Raw genomic sequence first — 17,865 nt, 5'->3', positions numbered from 1 at the left:
CTGCATCTAAATCGGCAAAGGTCGGATGCTTGAGACCATCCAGCCGACCGAAGCCTGCCTCCAGGTATCACTGCCCCGGAGCCATGTCGCTCTCGTCCGAAATGCGGGTCAACACCGCCAACAGTCGCTGCTCCTCATCGCGAACCAGCATGCCGTCCTCGCCAGAGCCGGTCGCCACGCGGACGGGCTGAAGGATGATGCTCATGTGGCGGCCTGATCGCTCTCCAGGTGCGGGATCAGGGTTGAGATTGAAAACCGGCCGGAAGATTGCCGGTCAACGGCGTGTCACCCGGCGCAGCACCCGGGACAGCTCCTCAGCCGCATAAGGCTTGTGCAAGAGCTCGAAGCCATGACGGCCTTCCTCAGCCAGCACATGGCTGTAGCCGGACGTCAGGATCACGGGCAAGCCAGGGCGCCGGCGGCGGATCTCCTCGCCGAGCTCCACGCCGCCCATGCCAGGCATCACCACGTCCGAGAACACCACGTCGAAGCCATCGACCTCGCCCAGGAGTTCGAGCGCCTCGCGCGCATTGGCCGCCCAGGTCGTCTCATAGCCGAGATCCTGGAGGAGCTGCGTGGAGAAACGCCCCACCTCGACGTTGTCCTCAACGACTAGAACCCGCCGGCCCCGTCCCTCCGCCGATACGCCTGCCGCCTCGTCCCATTGAACGACCTGCTCCTCCGGCGTTGCTTCGACCTGAGGCAGATAGATCGTGAACGTCGCGCCGTGTCCGGTCTCGCTCACGACCGCAACGTCGCCGCCCGATTGCTTGACGAAGCCATAGACCTGGGACAGGCCGAGACCTGTCCCCTTGCCGATGTCCTTGGTGGTGAAGAAGGGCTCGAAAATCTGGGAGTGCCTGTCGGCCGGAATGCCGGCACCGGTATCGCTGACGGACACCGCCACAAACGGTCCCGTGCTGCCGGCATGGCCCCTCAAGGCCGGCAACATGGGCATGCTGCGCACCGTGACCTTAAGCTTGCCTTCGCCATTCATGGCGTCGCGCCCGTTCACCGCCATGTTGATCAGCGCCGTCTCAAACTGGCTCACGTCGGCTTGAGCGAAACAGTCGTGGGCATCGACCTCTGTGATGATCTGGATCCGCGCCCCCACCACCGTGCGCAACATGTCAGTAATGGCTTCGACGTGCTTGGGCACGTCGAACACCTCGGGCTTCAGCGCCTGCCGGCGTGCGAATGCGAGAAGCTGGCCGGTCAGTTTCGACGCCCGGTCCACCGTATCAGAGATTGCGTCCACATAGCGACGCCGGCGCTCGTCGGCCAGGTTGGGGCGACGCAAAAGGTCGGTCGAGCTCTTGATGATCGTGAGGAGGTTGTTGAAGTCATGCGCCACACCGCCCGTCAGTTGGCCCACCGCCTCCAGCTTCTGCGACTGGCGCAGCGCGTCCTGTGCGACCGCGAGTTCCATCTCCCGTGCTTTCACAATGCTGAGATCACGCCCGACGGCGATGAAGTTGACACCCTCCGCCTCAGGCGCAACGGTCCACTCGATGGGCTTCCAACCGCCGTCCTTGGTCGCAATGCGGTTCTCGAACCGCGTCGGCTGGCCGGTTTCGCTCATGTGCGCGAGCGCCGCCAGTGTCCGGTTCATATCATCGGGATGCATGAACGTCGCGTAGGGTCGCGTCAGGAGCTCCGCTTCGGTCCATCCCAGCACTCGCGTCCAGGCCGGGCTGACGGCCGACATCATCCCCTGATAATCAGCGCGCGCCAGCATATCCTCGGACAAGGTCCAGAGTCGGTCAAGCTCAGCCCTGCGCTCGGCGAGCTCAGCAGCCTGCTCCTTTTCCACGGTCACGTTACGCCCGCTGCAATAGAACTCCTCGCCCTCGGGAACAGCGACCCACGAGATCCAGCGGTAGGATTCGTCCTTCGCGCGGTAGCGGTTCTCGAACCGCAGCACCGGCTCACCCTGCTTGAGCTTGTCGAAGGCAGCGAGCGTTGGCCCGATGTCATCCGGGTGCAGCAGGTCCACGAAGGGTGTCCGAGCGATTTCCTCCTCCGTCCATCCGAGGGTTTGCTCCCAGGCCGGGTTTAGGCTCGTGACGTAACCTGTGGCATTCGCGACGCCGAGGAGGTCTGGGCTGACTTGCCAGGTGCGGCTGCGCTGCCGCGTGCGCTCATCCACCTGACGTTCAAGGTCCGCAATGAGGGCCCGCAGGCGAGCCTCGCTCTCGCGCAGGGCCAGCTCGGCCTGCTTGCGGGCCGTGACGTCCCGGAAAACCACCGCAACCTGCCGCCGGCTCGCAGGCTCGACGCGGAAGGCGGCCAGTTCCAGGTAACGCCGGGTGGCGACGAGCTCCCGCTCGAAGCGGGTGGGCTCGCCGGTCTCCAGAACGCGGCGGTAGAGCGCCACCCAGGCCTCCGCCTCGTCGGGCACCATCTCGCGCACCTTTTGCCCTACGACGTTCGGGATGCCGGCATGGATGGAGTAGGCTGGGTTTGCCTCGATATGGATGTAGTCACTCAGGGGGCCGTGAGGTCCGTTGAGGAACTCGATGATACAAAAGCCCTCGTCGATGTTCTCAAACAAGCTGCGATAGCGCGTCTCACTCTCGCGCAAGGCTTCGAGCCGTGCCCGCGCTTCATATTGCCGTCGGCGCGCACGCAGCGCCGCGCCGGCCAGGCTGACGAGGGTGGTTGGGTGGAAGGGACGCTCCAGGAACGAAACGTTGCCGAGCACGTCAAGGTAGCGTCTGGCGGCTGGGTTGCGCTCGATACCGCCGCCCCGCAGCGTCAGGACGACAAAGGCAAAGTCTGACCAGGGTGGTTGCTGGGCAAGCCACCGCGACAGCTCTTTGAGATCGGCGGTCCGCAGCGTTTCGTCGGTCACGATCGCAAAGCCCGCGCCATGCCCTATCGCGAGCACGAGCGCGGGCAGGTCGGGACAGATCTCGGCCGCGATCCCAGCGGCTGCCAGAATCTGGACCGCGACAGTGGCGTCCCGCCCATGCGGAGCCAGGATGAGCGCCCGCTCCGAACGGGATTGGAGTGTATCGCTCATGATCAGCGGTCTTCGAGCAGCCGGGCCCGGTCGCCATCGGCCAGGACCGGGGTGCCGCGTAGGATCCCCTGGAAGCCCTCCAGGGCTTCGCCGATGGCAATGCCCCGGCTGTCGATGCGGATCTCGCGGATGGTGTTTTCGTGTGTGCCGAACCGCTTCTTGATGATCGAGATCGCCCGCCGGACCTGCCCGAAAGCCTCGAAGTAGCGCAGCAGGATCACAGTGTCAGCGAGATAGGTGACGTCGACAGGGGACTTCATGTCGCCGACAAGTCCGTGCTGGGCTATCGTCAGGAAGGTCGAGGCACCCTGCCGGTTCAGGTACTGCAACAGCTCATGGATGTGCAGGACCAGAAAGCTCTCGTCCGGCATGGCGGATTGGTACCCGTTGAGGCCGTCGATGACGACTGTCTTCACGCTGTTGCCATCCACCCTGGCCCGAACCCGATGGGTAAACTCTCCAGGCGAGAGCTCGGCGGCGTCAACCTGCTCGATGAACAGGTTGCCACTGGCACATAACGCGTCCAGATCGATGCCCATCAGCTTGGCTCGGTCGATGAGCAGACCAAGCTCCTCGTCGAAAATGAACAAGGCCGCCTTCTCGCCTCGCGCGGCAGCGGCAACGGCAAATTGGACGGCCAGCAGGGACTTGCCTGCCCCCGCAGGCCCCATGATCAACGTGCTGGAGCCCTTCTCGATGCCACCACCCAGCAGGGCGTCGAGTTCCCCTATGCCGCTCGTGAGCACATGGCGGTCAAAACCAGTCTTGTGCTCGCCGGCGACGAGGCGCGGGAACACCTGGACGCCCCCTTGTGCGATAGTGAAGTCGTGGAAGCCGCCCCGAAACGCCTGGCCACGATACTTGATCACCCGCAGGCGGCGGCGCTCGGCTCCATAGCTGGGCGCGAGTTCCTCCAGGCGGATCACGCCATGGGCGAGGCTGTGAACCGTCTTGTCATTCGTGTCGGTGGTGAGGTCATCCAGCATCAGCACCGTCGCGCCCTGCTTCGCGAAGTAGTGCTTCATCGCCAGGATCTGACGGCGATAGCGCAGGGAGCTTTGCGCTAGGAGGCGGATTTCGGACAGGCTGTCGATCACGATCCGAACGGGCTGGCTTCGGTCAATCGCCTCGAATACGGCCTTGGTGGTCTCACCCAGCTCCAGATCCGACGAGTAGAGCAGGCTCTGCTGGTGCTCCTCGTCGAGAAGGTTCTCCGGCGGCACGAGTTCGAACACCTGAATGCCGTCGCGAAGAGCCCAGCCATGCGAGGCCGCCCCGTCGCGTAGCTCCCGCTCGGTTTCAGACATGGTGATGTAGAGCCCCGTTTCTCCCGCCTCGGCACCTTCGATCAGAAATTGGAGCGCGATGGTGGTCTTGCCGGTGCCAGGGCTGCCCTCCAGGAGATAGACGTGCCCGGGGGACAGGCCCCCGACGAGGATATCGTCCAAACCCGCAACCCCGGTCCGCGCTTTGGGAGACCGCTGAGGCTTAGTGTTCATAACTTAGTCCGATCTCGGCCTGGATCGCAGCCGGAAGAGTGTGAGTCGGGATCAGTCCGAGTACACCGGTGAGCGCCTGCTCAGCGTGCCAGAGGTCGTACTGTTGCTGGCGGTCGAGCCAGAAGTGAGGTGCCGTACCCGAGAGACGGGCCAGACGCGTGGCCATTTCGGGACTGATCGCAGCCGTGCCGGCGAGAACACGATGGAGCGTCTGACGGGCGATGCGAAGCTCGCGGGCCGCTTGGCTGACGGAGAGCCCAAGGCCCGGCAGAACCCGATCACGTAAGATCCAGCCTGGATGGGTCGGAGGCACCGGAAGGGCGTCGCGGGAGCGGGGCATGCGCTTGCCTTGGTTAAGCCGACTGTAGCGTTATGGGCGACAGGCCACCGAAAACAAGGGCTGACGCTGATCTTTGCATGATCGAGCTGTCGGTCCACCCTGATAGCCGTTCCGAATGCCCAGTCTTCTCTGTTCCTTTAGATTATTGGAGGCGGAGGGCCGGCCTGGGTGCAATATTCCACGGCCCGACTGATCAACGAACGTCGGCTGTTAGGCGCGATCTTGAGCAGAATGGCCGGATGGTAAGCGGACCGCCCTGTGGCGGCAGGCTGGACCCGGGCAAAGCCGTGAGCCTGGAGATCGAGTTCGTAATGAAGGCGTAAATCACCCGCACCCGATTGTCTCGAGTGACATAGTCGTCTCGGCCCCCGGGGAGGAGCAGCGCCTGCCGGCGGTCTTTGCCTTCGATGAAGCGCGCCATCGTGGCCTCCTGGATCCGGTGAAAAGTCTACCGGATCAGCGCGCTTCCACGCTGCCTCAAACGCCAAAGTCGACCAAGCTCTCTGATCTAGGGAGTGCCAGTTTGAGACCTTCCTGGTGTGGAGACCGCTGCGTCCTATACCATCAATGACGTACGGCAAAAATTTTGCCGAAGGCCGTGTGTGGACGGCGTTTATGGAAGGGTTGGCAGAGTGCCATATTTTAGGCTGGAGAACTGGCTTGATTTGATGGGTATTCTCATGGCCGAGAGCAACCATAATCCGTTTGGTCCCCCTGCCGAGATGTGGCAGATCCTGAAAGCTCAACAGGCCGAACAGGTCTGGGTTTGGGAGCAGATCAGGTTCTCCAGGAGAGCCATTTGGCGGTCGCATCAGATCCTGGCTGAAGAGGCGGCTCGCTCCGTTCAGGGATCAGGTCCGAGGGAGCGTGGATTTTCGGGTGATGGTACCTAGGATAATTTGTCGGCGAATGTGCAACTGTTCGAGGGTTTGCTCGAAGGCGTGGAGCAGTCGCATGGCTAAAGCCGTTTCCTGGCTACCCTTGCGCAACTGCTCGACATACGCGGCTTGATCGCCCACACGCCTCTCGCACTCGCCAAGATGCTGATCGATCTTGGCGAGCTGTTCACGGTGCTGGTAGAGGTCCATGGCATCTCTCGCTTCGCAGGCGGGAGCGCACGTCTCTCTCAGTCACCGGGGCCTACGGGCTCGGATTGGCCAGTGATAGTCCGACTATGCGCTCTTGCCGCTTCAAAGTCCAAGCGAGGCCGCGAATTTCGATAAGCGCTGTACGTAACGATCCGGGGCGGGCTGGAAACCCTCCTGCCGGTCAGAGCGCCTCTTTCTTCACCAGGTGCAGGTAGGTCGGATCAAACTCGCCGGCCCATTTCAGGCCTTCCCAGTCCAGTACCTTCAGGGTTGTCCCTTGCTGGGAGATCAAGCTCTCTTTCCGGAGCTCCTGGAGCACCCGGTTGACGTGCACGTTCGAGATCCCGAGCGCATCAGCCAGTTCTCCTTGGGTGACCGGCAGGTCAAAGACATGGTCCTCCACCAGCTCGACCGCTCGCAGCCGTACCAACAGCTCGCACAGCAGATGCGCCATGCGGGTCCGCGCGGGGCGCCGACCGACATTGACCACCCACTGCCGAAACACGGCCGCTTCGATGAGGGTGTCACGCCAGAACAGGTCATTCAGCCGAGGGTGATTGCGCATGAGGCTGCGGATGTCGTCATGCGGAATGAAGGCGAGCTTGCAAGGGATCAATGTGCCCAGGCTGTGATCCATGACCTTCAGGTGCAGGCTCTGGAGATCCGGGATGTCGCCGCTGATGTGAAACGACTGGATCTGTCGCCTGCCCTGGGCCGTGACGTTGTAGCGGCAGGCAAAGCCCTCGACGATCAAGCAGCACTCGGAGGGGGTGTCGCCTTCGCTGACGATGTCCTGGTCGGCCGCAATGGTTTTCAGCCGCAGCGGCAGGCGCTGGAGCGCTGCCTTCTCCGCCGGCGCGAGCCGGGCGATGCTCTCCAGCTTGCGGATCAGCGCGATGGTGTGAGGGTGGATGGCATCCATGACAGCCTCCCAGGGTGATCAGGCGGGAGAGCATGTCTCTCAGCCGCCAGCTCCCGAGGTGTAATTGCTGGCGATGCTTGATTTTTATGGCTGGAAGCATCTTGAGCAAGGCCTGAGAGCGGTCTGAAACCGCAAATTGACAATGTCGTTCCCGAACAAATGCAATCGTTTGCCGTTGACGCTTATCACCAGCATGGATGATCCAGGCGTTGGTGGCTGAGAGATCCCCGTGCTCCCGCCTGTCGGCAGAGGAGCGTCCAAGATGCCTCGCTATTTCTTCCATACCTTCAACGGACTCGCCCATCCCGACACCGAGGGAACTGAGTTTCCAGGGCTTGAGGAGGCGCGCCAGGAAGCCGTTCAAACCGTCGGTGAGATCATCCAGGGTAACGGCGTCGACTCCTGGATGGGTTCCGACTGGCACATGGAGGTTACCGATGCCGCCGGACAGGCCTTGTTCAGGCTTCGCTTTTCCCTGGAAGAGCTGAGCCGCGAAACCTCATGATTTCGCAGAGGCGCCTTTTTGGAACCGGATAAGGTGTCCTTTCAGCGTATTCGGAGGAATTTCGCAGCGGCTCCTTATACAAGTAAGCAAAGGGTTATTCTTACCCAGTCTTTGGAAGCGCATGATCGGAAGTTGGATCCTCGCGAATGCTGGCCCGCGGGCCAGCACAGCTCCCTAGGGTCAGGACCGTCATGAACGGAGGTCTGGGCGCATCATTTGCGCTCAAGCTGGCTCGTTTTCGGCGGCACGATGATGGCACCAGTGTTAGGGTGTCGATTTCCCATCTGCTTCTCCTGCCGGATACCATCACCTTTCATCCGTCCATCAAACAGGAATGGCCTTGTTCCATTCGTGCTCGGCGCAGCCGGAGCCTGCGATTGTCCGGATGGAGCATTTTGAGCGCTGGAGGTGGTCGCTGCCAGTGCCAACGCAACCGCGATTGCTAATCTCGACATGACAGACATCTCCTCCTCTTGCCCGGGATCGTTCACCATTGGGGAGCACGTAGGCACCAGGATGGAAGCCGTTTAATGCGCCCTCTAAAAAACCTAATGCAGAACTGTGCCCTGTAACTGCTTTTTCTCGGAACGGGACGCTATGGAACATGGACCCTGACGGGAGAACTGCTCCGGGAACGTCCGGAGTGGGTCGATGCTGTTGAAAAACTCCTGAGTGCTGCTTCGTCCATCTATTACTAGCGTCAGCGGGCCGGATCAGGCCCAGCATTCTGTATGCTGACCACGCGAAAAGCGGAAGTTGCGGAGTTTTTCAACAGCATCGGTCACCCAGAGAAATTCCAGACTACTTGGGAACGTCCGGTTGCGTGAGGATTGCTGCCGTTCGGCTTTGGTCTCGAGCGTGCCAGAAGGAGACATATGCGTGACGCCCCTATGTAGAGACGCTCAGCGGCCCAGCCGGCACACCGCGTGGCGGAGTTGAACACTCCGTTACAGATGAAGGTATCTTGACGCTCAGGAGATCAGGTGTAGGCAATGAGCCGACCGGCGAGGATCACGCCCGCCCATGCGATCAGTGACACGGCTGCTCCGACGCGGGCGGCGACCGGGGTCACGGCGGCATCCGTCCACTCATCGACGCGGCGGTAAATGCCGTAGTGGAACACCGGTACGTTGAGGCCTGCGAGCATTAGCAGGCCGAACTTCCACGGTGCGGCTCCGGTACCCGCGACCACGGTGGCCTGCGCACTGAGCAGTGCGATACCCGTGGCAACGGCGATGGCGAAGCCGATGTGTGAGACGGGCAGCAGATAGCGCGCGGCTTTGGTTACAGACACGGCGCGGTGTCCGACTCCCAGCAACCGCAGGTCGAAGGTGAAAGCCGGGCCGACCAGAAGGGCGATCCCAAGGATGTGGATGGCCTCGAGCACGGGATAGAGGTATTGGCCACTTCGCACCGTCTCGCCGAGCGCAGAGCCCTGCAACAGCATCAGCAATGTGTCGAGCAATTCAAGCTACTCCGTTCAATCCCGCCCGGGGCGGGGGCGCGGGTGGAGGACCCACCCGCACTTGCTGCGACGACGATGGCCCCGAGCACCGTCCACGACATCGAATTCCCGGAGTCTCGCGCTGCGGCTTTGACCTGGTGGCCGGGGTGGTGCTCGCAGCCGTCGAGGAAGCCTACTTCGGCAGCGGCGCTCGGACCGGGAGCGCGTTGCCGAGCACCTGGTTGACCGGCACGTCGTCGTCCCCGTACCAAAACACGACTGGACGAAACAGACCGTCATTCGTCCGATTGATGTAGCCGACCGCCTTGAAGCGCTCCCCGATCTTCAGCGCACGGCCCAAGCCCCACTGGCCCGACCAGGCCGGCGGCGCGATGATGACCTCCAGTTCCTTGTGGGGCCCCTTGTACGAGGGAGCGGCCTTGATCCGGACGCTGTCCTCGGGATCTTGCAACTGCTCTGGAATCGCGAGTTCGGGAGTGTCGGTAGGCAGGTTGCTGTCCAGGGTGACATCGAACTGCGAGTGCGGGTTACCCCAGACACCATCCGAGGAGACCGTTCCCGCGATGTAGACGAGGCGATCGGTCTCGAAGCCGGGCCACCCGTGATGCGCGGCAGCAGGTAGTACCGGAATCAGGACTGTTGCCAGCGCGACCACGGCAGCAGCGCCTGCAATGACCAACAGTCGCAGTCCCCGGATGCCCCTCGGTGTGTGCAAGGTTATGCTCTTCATTCGCTTCTTCCTTTCATGGCTATGATCAGCCCCAGCTTCTCAGTCGATCGGCGGCCCCAGAGCGGCCCATTGCTCGTCGCTCAGCATCCTCGCCCTCCATCATCGCAACGGCGAGCGAGATGGAGGCAAAATCAGACGCTGACCGGCCCTGGCGATGTCCTGGCTCGAAATAGTGGGTGCCGGTGCGCTTGGCTGGTCTATTCGACGCGCTCGATACGAACGGTAACCCGACCTGGACGATCAAAGATCGATACGTCGCCCGTCACTCGGCCGAGCAAGACTATCCCGGGCTGAGGGACGCGGCCGCCGCGGTAGTAGATGACGAAGTGATCGGAGTTCCAGAGCCCGAGCGTTCCGGTCGAGAAGTCGAGCTGCCGCTCTGTCGCTGGTAACGGCGAAGGCAGATTGCCGGTCTTCTCCTGCCGAAGGTGGTCGCTCATCTCGATGGTGAGCGGCAGCATCCGGACCAGCGCCCGGGTCGCATCGTTGTTCACCAGTTCGGCAGTGACCCGACCCCAGTCGGAGGAAATCAGAACACGCTCTTGGGCCATGGCAGGTCCGATCAGTCCCAGTGTGATGACAATTGTTCGGCAGAGTAAGTTCAGCATGCGACAGGCTTCTCCCTTTCGCGGGGCGGCAGGAACGAGTTCTCCGTCATGGCAAGCACTCCTCCATTGATTGGCGACGACCCAGGATGCCCGACCGAACCCGGTAGGCACAAAGACCCGCGGCGGCGGCACCGATCACCAGAACGAGCGCACTGAACCCAAAGGCTACCTGGTATCCCTCGTGATCGAAGAGCCAGCCGCCGGACGACGCGCCGAGCGCGATCGCGAGCTGGACCACGGCCACCATAAGGCCACCTCCCGCTTCGGCATCGTCGGGAAGCGCCTTGCTGAGCCAGGTCCACCAACCGACTGGCGCCGCAGTCCCGATCAGTCCCCACATCGCAAGCAGTGACGTCGTCGCGAACGATGAATGACCGAGCAGGGTCAAGGTCCCTCCGATGACGGCCATGAGCAGCGGCAGGACGATCAGCAGGCTGTAAAGGCGCGTCTTGAGCAGATGTCCGATCAGGTAGGTTCCAAGAATGCCCGCCCCGCCGATGACGAGAAGGATCAGTGAGAGCACGGACGTGTTCACCCCGGTCACCGTCTCGAGGAAGGGGCGCAGGTAGGTCTGGAGGACGAACTGACCCATGAAGAGCAATGAGACTGCCGCCATGCCGAGCGGAACGGTGCGGCGGCGCAGGACGCGGAAGACGGTCCCGCCTCTCTCCGCCTTCACCGGCATCGATGGCAGGCTGACGAACAGCCAGGCAAGCGTCATGGCCGCAAGGGGCACGACGGCGAAAAACGCACCGCGCCAGCCGATGTATTGCCCGAGGTAGCTGCCGAGAGGCGCCGCGACCGTGACCGCAAGCGCGTTGCCGCCGTTGAGGAGGCCAAGAGCCCGCGGCACCTGGGCCTCCGGCACCAGGCGCATGACCGTCGCGGCCGACATCGACCAGAACCCGCCGATGACGACGCCGACGAGCGCCCGTCCTGCCATGAAGACCGCCGTGTTCGGCGCGAAGGCGACCATCACGCCCGAGAGGATCATCGCCAGCGTGAGGCCCAGCAACACCGTACGGCGATCGATGCCCCGGGTCACACTGGAGATCGACAGGCTGGTCAGGACGGCGAACAGCCCCGAGACGGCGATGGCCTGTCCGGCCGTTCCCTCGGTCACCCCGAGATCGGAGGCGATGGGCGTCAGGAGGCTGACCGGCATGAACTCGGAGGCGATCAGCGTCGCCACGCAGAGCGTCAGGGCGAAGACGGAGCCCCACGAGGCCGTCTCGGCCGTCGCCAGGGTTTCCACCGTGGTCTCTCGTTGCATCGGGCATCATCCTTGGTCGTACGGGACGCCGCGCCCGGCAGCCGGGCGTGGCGTGTTGCAGGGGCTGTATCGGCCCGGCGGTTACGAGCTCAGGTTCCCGCGGAAGAAGTCGGTCAGCTTCCCGAACGGGATCAGGTTCACCCGGTCGTAGAGATCGACGTGACCGGCGTTCGGGACGATGTAGAGTTCCTTCGGCTCGCCCGCCCGCTTGTAGGCGTCCTCGCTGAACTCCCGCGAATGCGCCTTGTCGCCGGTGATGAAGAGCATCGGCCGCGGCGAGATCGTCTCGATGTCGTTGAACGGGTAGAAGTTCATGAACTTCACCGCGCTGCTCAGGGTCGGTTTCGTCGTCAGCTCGGCCTGCTGCCCCTTCGGGGTGTAGGCGCCTCGCGAGGTCCGGTAGAAGTCGAAGAACTCGCGCTGGATCGGATCGGTGCTCTCGGTGAGCTCGTTGACCGTGCCCGGGATGTAGACCGTCTCGCCACCGGCGAACTCGACCAGGCGCTGAGCCGTTGCCTTCTGGATGAAGTCCTTGCGCTGTTCGAGCGTCACCGCCTGCTTCAGTCCGTTCCGGAAGGCCGCGCCCATGTCATACATGCTGACGGTCGCGATCGCCTTCATGCGCGGATCGATCTTGGCCGCGCTGATGACGAAGCTGCCGCTGCCGCAGATGCCGAGCGCGCCGATGCGCTCCTGGTCGACGAAGGACTGCGTGCTCAGAAAATCAACCGCGGCACTGAAGTCGTCGGAATAGATGTCCGGAGCCACCAGGTGGCCGGGCTTCCCCTCGCTTTCGCCCCAGAAGGACAGGTCGATGGAGAGCGTCACGAACCCCTGCTCGGCCATCTTGGTGGCATAGAGATCGGCGCTCTGCTCCTTCACCGCGCCCATCGGGTGCCCGACGACGATGGCGGCCAGCTTGGCGTTCGGCTGCATGCCCTTGGGCGTGAAGAGGTGGCCCGCCACCTTCATGTTGTACTGGTTCTGGAAGGTCACGCTCTTCACGTCGACCCGATCGCTCTTGTAGAAGTTGGCAGCACCGTTCGACATGTCCTGAGCCAAGGCCGGAGAGGCGCTGACAGCGAAGCCGGACACGGATCCCAGCATGATTGCGAGGCTTAAGGCGAATTCCTTCATCTCATCGTCCTTCCTTGAGTTCCATGGGGCTGATCCGTCCAGCGGGGCTGGATTCATCCAACACCGGCACGGATACCGTTCGGACCAAGCTCATCGCCTGGCACGGACTTCAATTTAGCGGCTGCCTACTCATAGGATTAGATGCTATATCGCTCTTGGGCCTATAAGCAGGAATTATGAATGTTTCGGGAGAACGTCAGCGATCTGGTCGCGTTCATTATCGTCGCGCGCGAGGGAAGTTTCACTCGGGCCGCGGTTCGGCTCGGCGTCTCCCAGCCGGCCCTGAGCCAGGCCATGAGAGGGCTCGAGGACCGGCTAGGGCTGCGGCTCCTGAACCGGACCACCCGCAGCGTCGCGCCCACCGAGGCCGGCGAGCGCCTCCTGCGCAGCATTGAGCCGCAATTCGCGCAGATCGAGGGAAGTCTCCTGGCGCTCACGGAGCTGAGGGACAAGCCGTCAGGCATCGTCCGCATCACGTCGACCCAGCATGCCGCCGAGACCGTGCTTTGGCCAAAGCTGTCGAAAGTGATGCGCGAGTATCCCGACATTACGATCGAAATCGTGACTGACGAGGGCCTGACCGACATCGTGAGCGCACGTTTCGATGCCGGTGTCCGCGTGGGCGAGTTCGTCGAGAAGGACATGATCGCGGTGCGCATCGGCCCGGACATGCGGCAGGCGATCGTCGGAACGCCGGATTACTTCAAGACAAACCCAGTGCCAAAGCGTCCGGAAGACCTCACCGGGCATCGCTGCATCAACATGCGGCGGGTCACGCGAGGCGGGTATTTCCCCTGGGAGTTCGAGAGGCGCGGCCGCGAGATCAACGTGCGCGTCGAAGGCCAACTTGCGGTCAACAGCCTGGAAATTGCACGGAGAGCGGCATTGGATGGAGCGGGGCTGGCTTACCTGCCCGACGACCTGGTCGAAGAGCCTATCAGGGAAGGGAGGCTTGTACGGGTGCTGGACGACTGGTGCGAACCTTACCCTGGATACCACCTCTACTACCCAAGCAGCCGGCAGCACGCACCCGCTTTCGCCGTCGTTCTGGAAGCACTTCGCTTTCGCGGCTGATAACGACAAACCCTCGTTTCAACGGCTGTCGCGGCAGCGGTGCGTTCTTCCATGAAATGCCCGCTTTGGGTCTCACGTCCACCGCGACGCCAAGGATCGTGCCGCCCTTGAAGGTACCGGGTGCCTTGTCCTCCTCGCTCACGGTCATAAGCGGACAAGGGTTCCCGGTGTCATGACGCACCTTCGGTGTTGCGCAACCGGCGCAACGGCTCAGCGGTCGGTCGCCGTGCGGCTGCCTTCCCGTTTCTTCCCGAAGACAGGGAACATGCCGGCCGCTCCGTAGTCCGTGTCGCCCTGGGCGCTCTTGAGCGTCTCCATGTCGGCATCGGAGATCTCGAAATCCACTGCGGCGTTGGCTCGCATGTGCGCCGCGTTGGTGGTCTTCGGCAGGGGAAGGAGGCCGAGCTGGAGGCAGTAGCGGATGCCGAGTTGCGCGACGCTCACGCCATACTTTTGGGCCAATGCCCCAACCCCGGCATTGTTCAGCAGCGCGCCGTGCGCGACCGGCGAGTAGGCCTCAACCAGGATGTCCCTGGAGTGCGCGTACTCGATCAGGTCGAAGGGCGTCGAGCCCACATGGGCCAGGACCTGGTTGACCATGGGGCGGACGGTGCCGTTGGCGAGGAGATTGTCGAGGTCTGCCGGCTCGAAGTTCGAGACCCCGATCGCGCGGAGCTTGCCCGCTTTATAGGCCTCTTCGAGTGCTCGCCACGCCTCGAGATTGCCCTCGAAGAAGTGCTCGCCCTCCCTGAACTGCGCCCAGGGCTGCGGGCTGTGGATCAGCATCAGGTCGACGTGGTCAAGCCCAAGCGCCCGTAAAGAGCCGTCGATGAGTTCCTTGGCCTCCGCATAACTCTTGCATTCGGCGGCGAGCTTGGTGGCTACGAACAATTCGCTCCGGGACACGCCGCTGGCCCGCAGGCCCTCGCCGACTCCGCGCTCGTTCTCATAGGCCTGAGCGGTGTCGATGTGGCGGTAACCGATTTGAATGGCTTCCCGCACGACTTGCGCGACGTCGCTGTCGGGGATCCGCCAAGTGCCGAGCCCAAGCTTCGGAATCTCGACGCCGTTGGCGAGATTGAAAGTCTCTTCCAGGATCATTGCATTGACCTCAAACCGCAGCAGGTTTTGGACCCGGCCATGCCACGGCTGCGTCATGAGCATGTTCCATTGTCTCAAATGTCCGGTTCGTACGCTCTCGCGTACCAGTCGTCCGGGCCGACTTCCTCGAAGCCGATGATGCTAAGTGTGAGGGCGAGGCAGGACTAGGCGTCGGAATCTGCATGGGGCTATTAGCAGAGCTTATGAATGCGTCCTGCCTCGCTATGGCGACGAGGGCTTGATTGCGTTCATTGATAAGCTGACGCGATAAGTCCTATCAGTATCGAGAGCCTAATCTGAGCCGAACGAGCACCTATTCTTGATAGCGGCAGGCCGAAGCGCCGTTTCCGGAGCGCCCGACGGCTCAACCCGATCATGAGGATCCAGACGTGGGACTGCGTGCAGCGACGGTCACGTTGCTTTCTTCGAGGGCCGTCCCCCGGTAGTGGGCCGGTCGGTCCAACGCGAACCGCAGCACCGGAAAGGAAGGCTGACATGCCCCGTAGCCGATACTCCGACACTCCTGACTACGCCAATGACCTGATGGATGGCGCCAAACTGATCGGCTCGCAGGTGTCGGTGGCGGCGGGGATCCTTGCCGTCCTTCTAATCGCGATGTCGGCCACGGAAACACCCATGCAGCCGCGGGATCTTGTCGCCAGCGATGTGGGAGCGACTGAGATCAGGGAGCTATCCACGCCTGGACCCGGCTCCGTGTGCTGGATCGGCACAAAGGTTAGGAACTGGATCGGCGTCGCGGCATCCCGATCTTACCGTTGCCGGTGGCGCAGGGCGTCGACCAGCAGGGCGAAAGCCGGTGAGGATTGGCGGCGGCTCGGATAATACAGATGGTATCCGGGCCAGACCGGACAAAAGTCAGCCAACACCCGGACGAGACGTCCCGTTGCGAGATGAGGCTGGGCCAGGTCCTCGGGCACATAGGCGAGCCCGAACCCGGCTGCTGCCGCATTGAGCACCTGGTTGATGCCGTTGAACACGAGCTGGCCTTCGACCCGTACCCGCAGTTCCTGGTCGTCCTTCTCGAACTCCCAGGCCCACAATCCGCCTCGGGTCGGCAGGCGCAGGTTGATGCAGGTGTGGTGGACCAAATCCTCGGGCGTCTGCGGGGCCGGGTGCTTGCGGAAATAGGATCGCGAGCCAACCACCGCGAAGCGGATGTCGGGCCCGATCCGCACGGAGATCATGTCCCTGGCAACCTGTTCGCCCAGACGCACGCCCGCATCGAAAGCCTGGGCGGCAATGTCGGTCAGGCCGTAGTCGATACTGAGCTCGACATGGATGTCCGGATACTTCGGCAGGAACCTCTCAAGCTTCGGCCAGAGCACATGATCGATGGCATAGTCGGTGGCCGTGATCCGGATGGTCCCGGCGGGCTTATCCCGGAGTTCGCTCAGGGCCTCGATCTCATCCTCGATCTCGTCCAGCCGCGGGCCAACGCTCCTGAGGAGGCGCTCCCCCGCCTCCGTCGGCGAGACGCTGCGGGTGGTGCGGGTGAGCAGGCGGAGCCCGAGCCGCTCCTCGAGCTGACGGATGGTCTGGCTCAGCGCCGACTGCGAGACGCCGAGCTGCGCCGCGGCCTTGGTGAAGCTGCGTTCCCGGGCGACAGCCAGGAATGCGAGGAGATCGTTCAGGTTGCCACCCGGCATTCATAAGCTCCCCTAATAGGCCCATGCGGATCATGCCATCTAATCGCATGCCGCCCCAACAGCTAGATTACCATCAGCCGCAGGAAACCGACCTCATCCGACCTGGCCCCACGGCACCTGGAAACAGACGATGTCACACACCTCTTCCCGCTCCACGCCTGCTCACGGCGTCGCGATGGTGCTTCTGCCGATCATGGCGGTGGTGCTGATCGGCTTCCTGATCATCGGCATGGCGCTGCCGGTGCTCCCGCTGCACGTGCACCAAGTGCTCGGTCTCGGCACCTTCGTGGTCGGCCTCATCACGGGCAGCCAGTTCGCTGCCTCCCTGATCTCCCGGGTGTGGTCGGGGCACTACTCCGACAGCCGCGGCGCCAAGCGCGCCGTCGTTGCCGGCTTGATGATGGCGGCAGGCGCCGGCCTTCTCTACCTCCTGTCGCTCCGGTTCGTCGGCACTCCGGTGGCCTCGGCCGCGATCCTGCTGCTGGGCCGGGCCCTGCTCGGTGGAGCAGAAAGCTTCATCATCACGGGAGCCCTGAGCTGGGGGCTGGCGCTCGTCGAGCCGCGGCCTACGGGCAAGGTCATCGCCTGGGTTGGCACCGCGATGTACGCCGCCTTCGCGCTGGGCGCACCCATCGGCTCCGCTCTGTACGCGGCTTATGGGTTCCTCGCGATTGCCCTGGCCACCACCCTCATGCCTGTGGCCACGCTGCTCCTGGTCGCGGCGCTGCGTCCGGTCGCTCCTCAGCATCGTGGCAGCCCTGCCTTCACGAAGGTGATCGGAGCCATCTGGGTGCCGGGGATCGGGCTGGCATTCAGCAGCATCGGCTTCGGGGCGATCACCGCGTTCATCTCGCTGCTGTTTGTCGACCGCGGCTGGAGCCCGGTGTGGCTCGCCTTCAGCGCCTTCGCGGCCTCGTTCATGGTGGTGCGCATGGTCTTCGGCCACCTGCCGGACAGGCTTGGTGGTGCGAAGGTTGCGCTGGTCAGCGTGCTCGTTGAGGCAGCCGGCCTGGCACTGATCTGGCTCGCCCCCGGGGCGGCCCTCGCCCTGACCGGGGCGGTGCTGACCGGCATCGGCTACTCGTTGGTCTACCCCGGCCTCGGGATCGAGGCGGTGCACAGCGCCCCGCCGGAAAGCCGAGGCCTTGCCATGGGTGCCTACACGGCGTTCCTCGATCTGGCGCTGGGCATCACCAGCCCGATCCTGGGGCTGATTGCCAGCGGGGCGGGTTTGGGTGCCGTGTTTCTCACCAGCACCGTGACCGTGCTCGGGGCTGCTGTCATTGCAGTCCGCCTCATGCGGCCGCAGGTCATTCATAACCCCGGCTAATAGGTGCATGCGGATCCGCGCCACTAATCGACCAGGCGTGTGCACCTAGATTCAACTTCAACGGCAGACCTGATCTGCACATGAACACAGGGAGTCCGACC

Annotated in this window: 17 protein-coding genes and 1 pseudogene; 3 read left to right on the top strand and 15 right to left on the bottom strand. The window is 63.2% G+C overall.

From position 1 onward, the window contains the following. Positions 1 to 67: 67 nt before the first annotated feature. The 7 genes and pseudogenes from RE429_RS02890 to RE429_RS02860 all read right to left on the bottom strand — a co-directional run bounded on the left by RE429_RS02890 (position 68) and on the right by RE429_RS02860 (position 6,874). Positions 68 to 205, bottom strand: coding sequence for a hypothetical protein (locus RE429_RS02890; protein ID WP_414472879.1), 138 nt, complete (start codon positions 203 to 205; stop codon positions 68 to 70). Between the two features lie 69 nt (positions 206 to 274). Next, complete coding sequence (locus RE429_RS02885) at positions 275 to 3,025, bottom strand: PAS domain S-box protein (RefSeq protein WP_414472878.1); 2,751 nt, start codon at positions 3,023 to 3,025, stop codon at positions 275 to 277. 2 nt (positions 3,026 to 3,027) lie between these two features. After that, positions 3,028 to 4,524 (bottom strand): ATPase domain-containing protein, encoded by a 1,497-nt coding sequence (locus RE429_RS02880; protein WP_414472877.1) that lies wholly within the window; start codon positions 4,522 to 4,524, stop codon positions 3,028 to 3,030. Further along, positions 4,514 to 4,864 carry a HigA family addiction module antitoxin gene (locus tag RE429_RS02875; RefSeq protein WP_414472876.1) on the bottom strand — a complete coding sequence of 117 codons (351 nt, stop codon included), beginning with the start codon at positions 4,862 to 4,864 and terminating at the stop codon, positions 4,514 to 4,516. The genes RE429_RS02880 and RE429_RS02875 overlap by 11 nt, the downstream gene beginning before the upstream one ends. 218 nt (positions 4,865 to 5,082) lie before the next feature. Beyond that, positions 5,083 to 5,285, bottom strand: a pseudogene (locus RE429_RS02870) (IS5/IS1182 family transposase); the annotation flags it as partial. 430 nt (positions 5,286 to 5,715) lie between these two features. Further along, a complete protein-coding gene (locus tag RE429_RS02865; RefSeq protein ID WP_414472875.1) occupies positions 5,716 to 5,952 on the bottom strand; it encodes a hypothetical protein in 237 nt (78 codons plus the stop codon). A gap of 181 nt (positions 5,953 to 6,133) precedes the next feature. Further along, positions 6,134 to 6,874 (bottom strand): Crp/Fnr family transcriptional regulator, encoded by a 741-nt coding sequence (locus RE429_RS02860; protein ID WP_414472874.1) that lies wholly within the window; start codon positions 6,872 to 6,874, stop codon positions 6,134 to 6,136. A 262-nt stretch (positions 6,875 to 7,136) separates the two neighbouring features. On the opposite strand from RE429_RS02860, the gene RE429_RS02855 reads away from it, so the two are divergent. After that, on the top strand, positions 7,137 to 7,379 hold the full coding sequence (locus tag RE429_RS02855) for a DUF6894 family protein (RefSeq protein ID WP_414472873.1): 243 nt from the start codon (positions 7,137 to 7,139) through the stop codon (positions 7,377 to 7,379). A gap of 212 nt (positions 7,380 to 7,591) precedes the next feature. Here the strand turns inward: RE429_RS02855 and RE429_RS02850 are convergent, their stop codons facing one another. The 6 genes from RE429_RS02850 to RE429_RS02825 all read right to left on the bottom strand — a co-directional run bounded on the left by RE429_RS02850 (position 7,592) and on the right by RE429_RS02825 (position 12,592). Further along, the gene (locus RE429_RS02850) at positions 7,592 to 7,834 is read right to left on the bottom strand and encodes a hypothetical protein (protein ID WP_414472872.1); all 243 of its coding nucleotides are present in this window, start codon (positions 7,832 to 7,834) and stop codon (positions 7,592 to 7,594) included. A 524-nt stretch (positions 7,835 to 8,358) separates the two neighbouring features. Then, positions 8,359 to 8,844: a hypothetical protein gene (locus RE429_RS02845; RefSeq protein WP_414472871.1), complete on the bottom strand. Its 486-nt coding sequence runs from the start codon at positions 8,842 to 8,844 to the stop codon at positions 8,359 to 8,361. 172 nt (positions 8,845 to 9,016) lie between these two features. After that, a complete protein-coding gene (locus RE429_RS02840) occupies positions 9,017 to 9,559 on the bottom strand; it encodes a hypothetical protein (protein WP_414472870.1) in 543 nt (180 codons plus the stop codon). 212 nt (positions 9,560 to 9,771) lie between these two features. Next, positions 9,772 to 10,182, bottom strand: a complete 411-nt coding sequence (locus RE429_RS02835) for a cyclophilin-like fold protein (protein ID WP_414472869.1) — start codon at positions 10,180 to 10,182, stop codon at positions 9,772 to 9,774. Between the two features lie 46 nt (positions 10,183 to 10,228). Continuing rightward, positions 10,229 to 11,455, bottom strand: a complete 1,227-nt coding sequence (locus tag RE429_RS02830) for an MFS transporter (RefSeq protein WP_414472868.1) — start codon at positions 11,453 to 11,455, stop codon at positions 10,229 to 10,231. 81 nt (positions 11,456 to 11,536) lie between these two features. Beyond that, on the bottom strand, positions 11,537 to 12,592 hold the full coding sequence (locus tag RE429_RS02825; protein ID WP_414472867.1) for an alpha/beta hydrolase: 1,056 nt from the start codon (positions 12,590 to 12,592) through the stop codon (positions 11,537 to 11,539). 180 nt (positions 12,593 to 12,772) lie between these two features. Here RE429_RS02825 and RE429_RS02820 point away from each other — a divergent pair, with 180 nt between their 5' ends. Next, positions 12,773 to 13,666, top strand: a complete 894-nt coding sequence (locus tag RE429_RS02820) for a LysR family transcriptional regulator (RefSeq protein ID WP_414472866.1) — start codon at positions 12,773 to 12,775, stop codon at positions 13,664 to 13,666. A gap of 210 nt (positions 13,667 to 13,876) precedes the next feature. Here the strand turns inward: RE429_RS02820 and RE429_RS02815 are convergent, their stop codons facing one another. Together RE429_RS02815 and RE429_RS02810 are read right to left on the bottom strand one after the other, a co-directional pair. After that, on the bottom strand, positions 13,877 to 14,824 hold the full coding sequence (locus RE429_RS02815; protein ID WP_414472865.1) for an aldo/keto reductase: 948 nt from the start codon (positions 14,822 to 14,824) through the stop codon (positions 13,877 to 13,879). Between the two features lie 713 nt (positions 14,825 to 15,537). Beyond that, the gene (locus tag RE429_RS02810; protein ID WP_414472864.1) at positions 15,538 to 16,434 is read right to left on the bottom strand and encodes a LysR family transcriptional regulator; all 897 of its coding nucleotides are present in this window, start codon (positions 16,432 to 16,434) and stop codon (positions 15,538 to 15,540) included. Positions 16,435 to 16,564: 130 nt separating this feature from the next. Here RE429_RS02810 and RE429_RS02805 point away from each other — a divergent pair, with 130 nt between their 5' ends. Then, positions 16,565 to 17,764, top strand: coding sequence for an arabinose transporter (locus RE429_RS02805; RefSeq protein ID WP_414472863.1), 1,200 nt, complete (start codon positions 16,565 to 16,567; stop codon positions 17,762 to 17,764). Positions 17,765 to 17,865: the final 101 nt, after the last annotated feature.

It is taken from the genome of Microvirga sp. M2, from assembly GCF_047497095.1.
Classification (GTDB): Bacteria; Pseudomonadota; Alphaproteobacteria; order Rhizobiales; family Beijerinckiaceae; genus Microvirga.
Note: the sequence above shows the minus strand (reverse complement) of the source record. Positions and strands in the feature narration are given on the sequence as shown.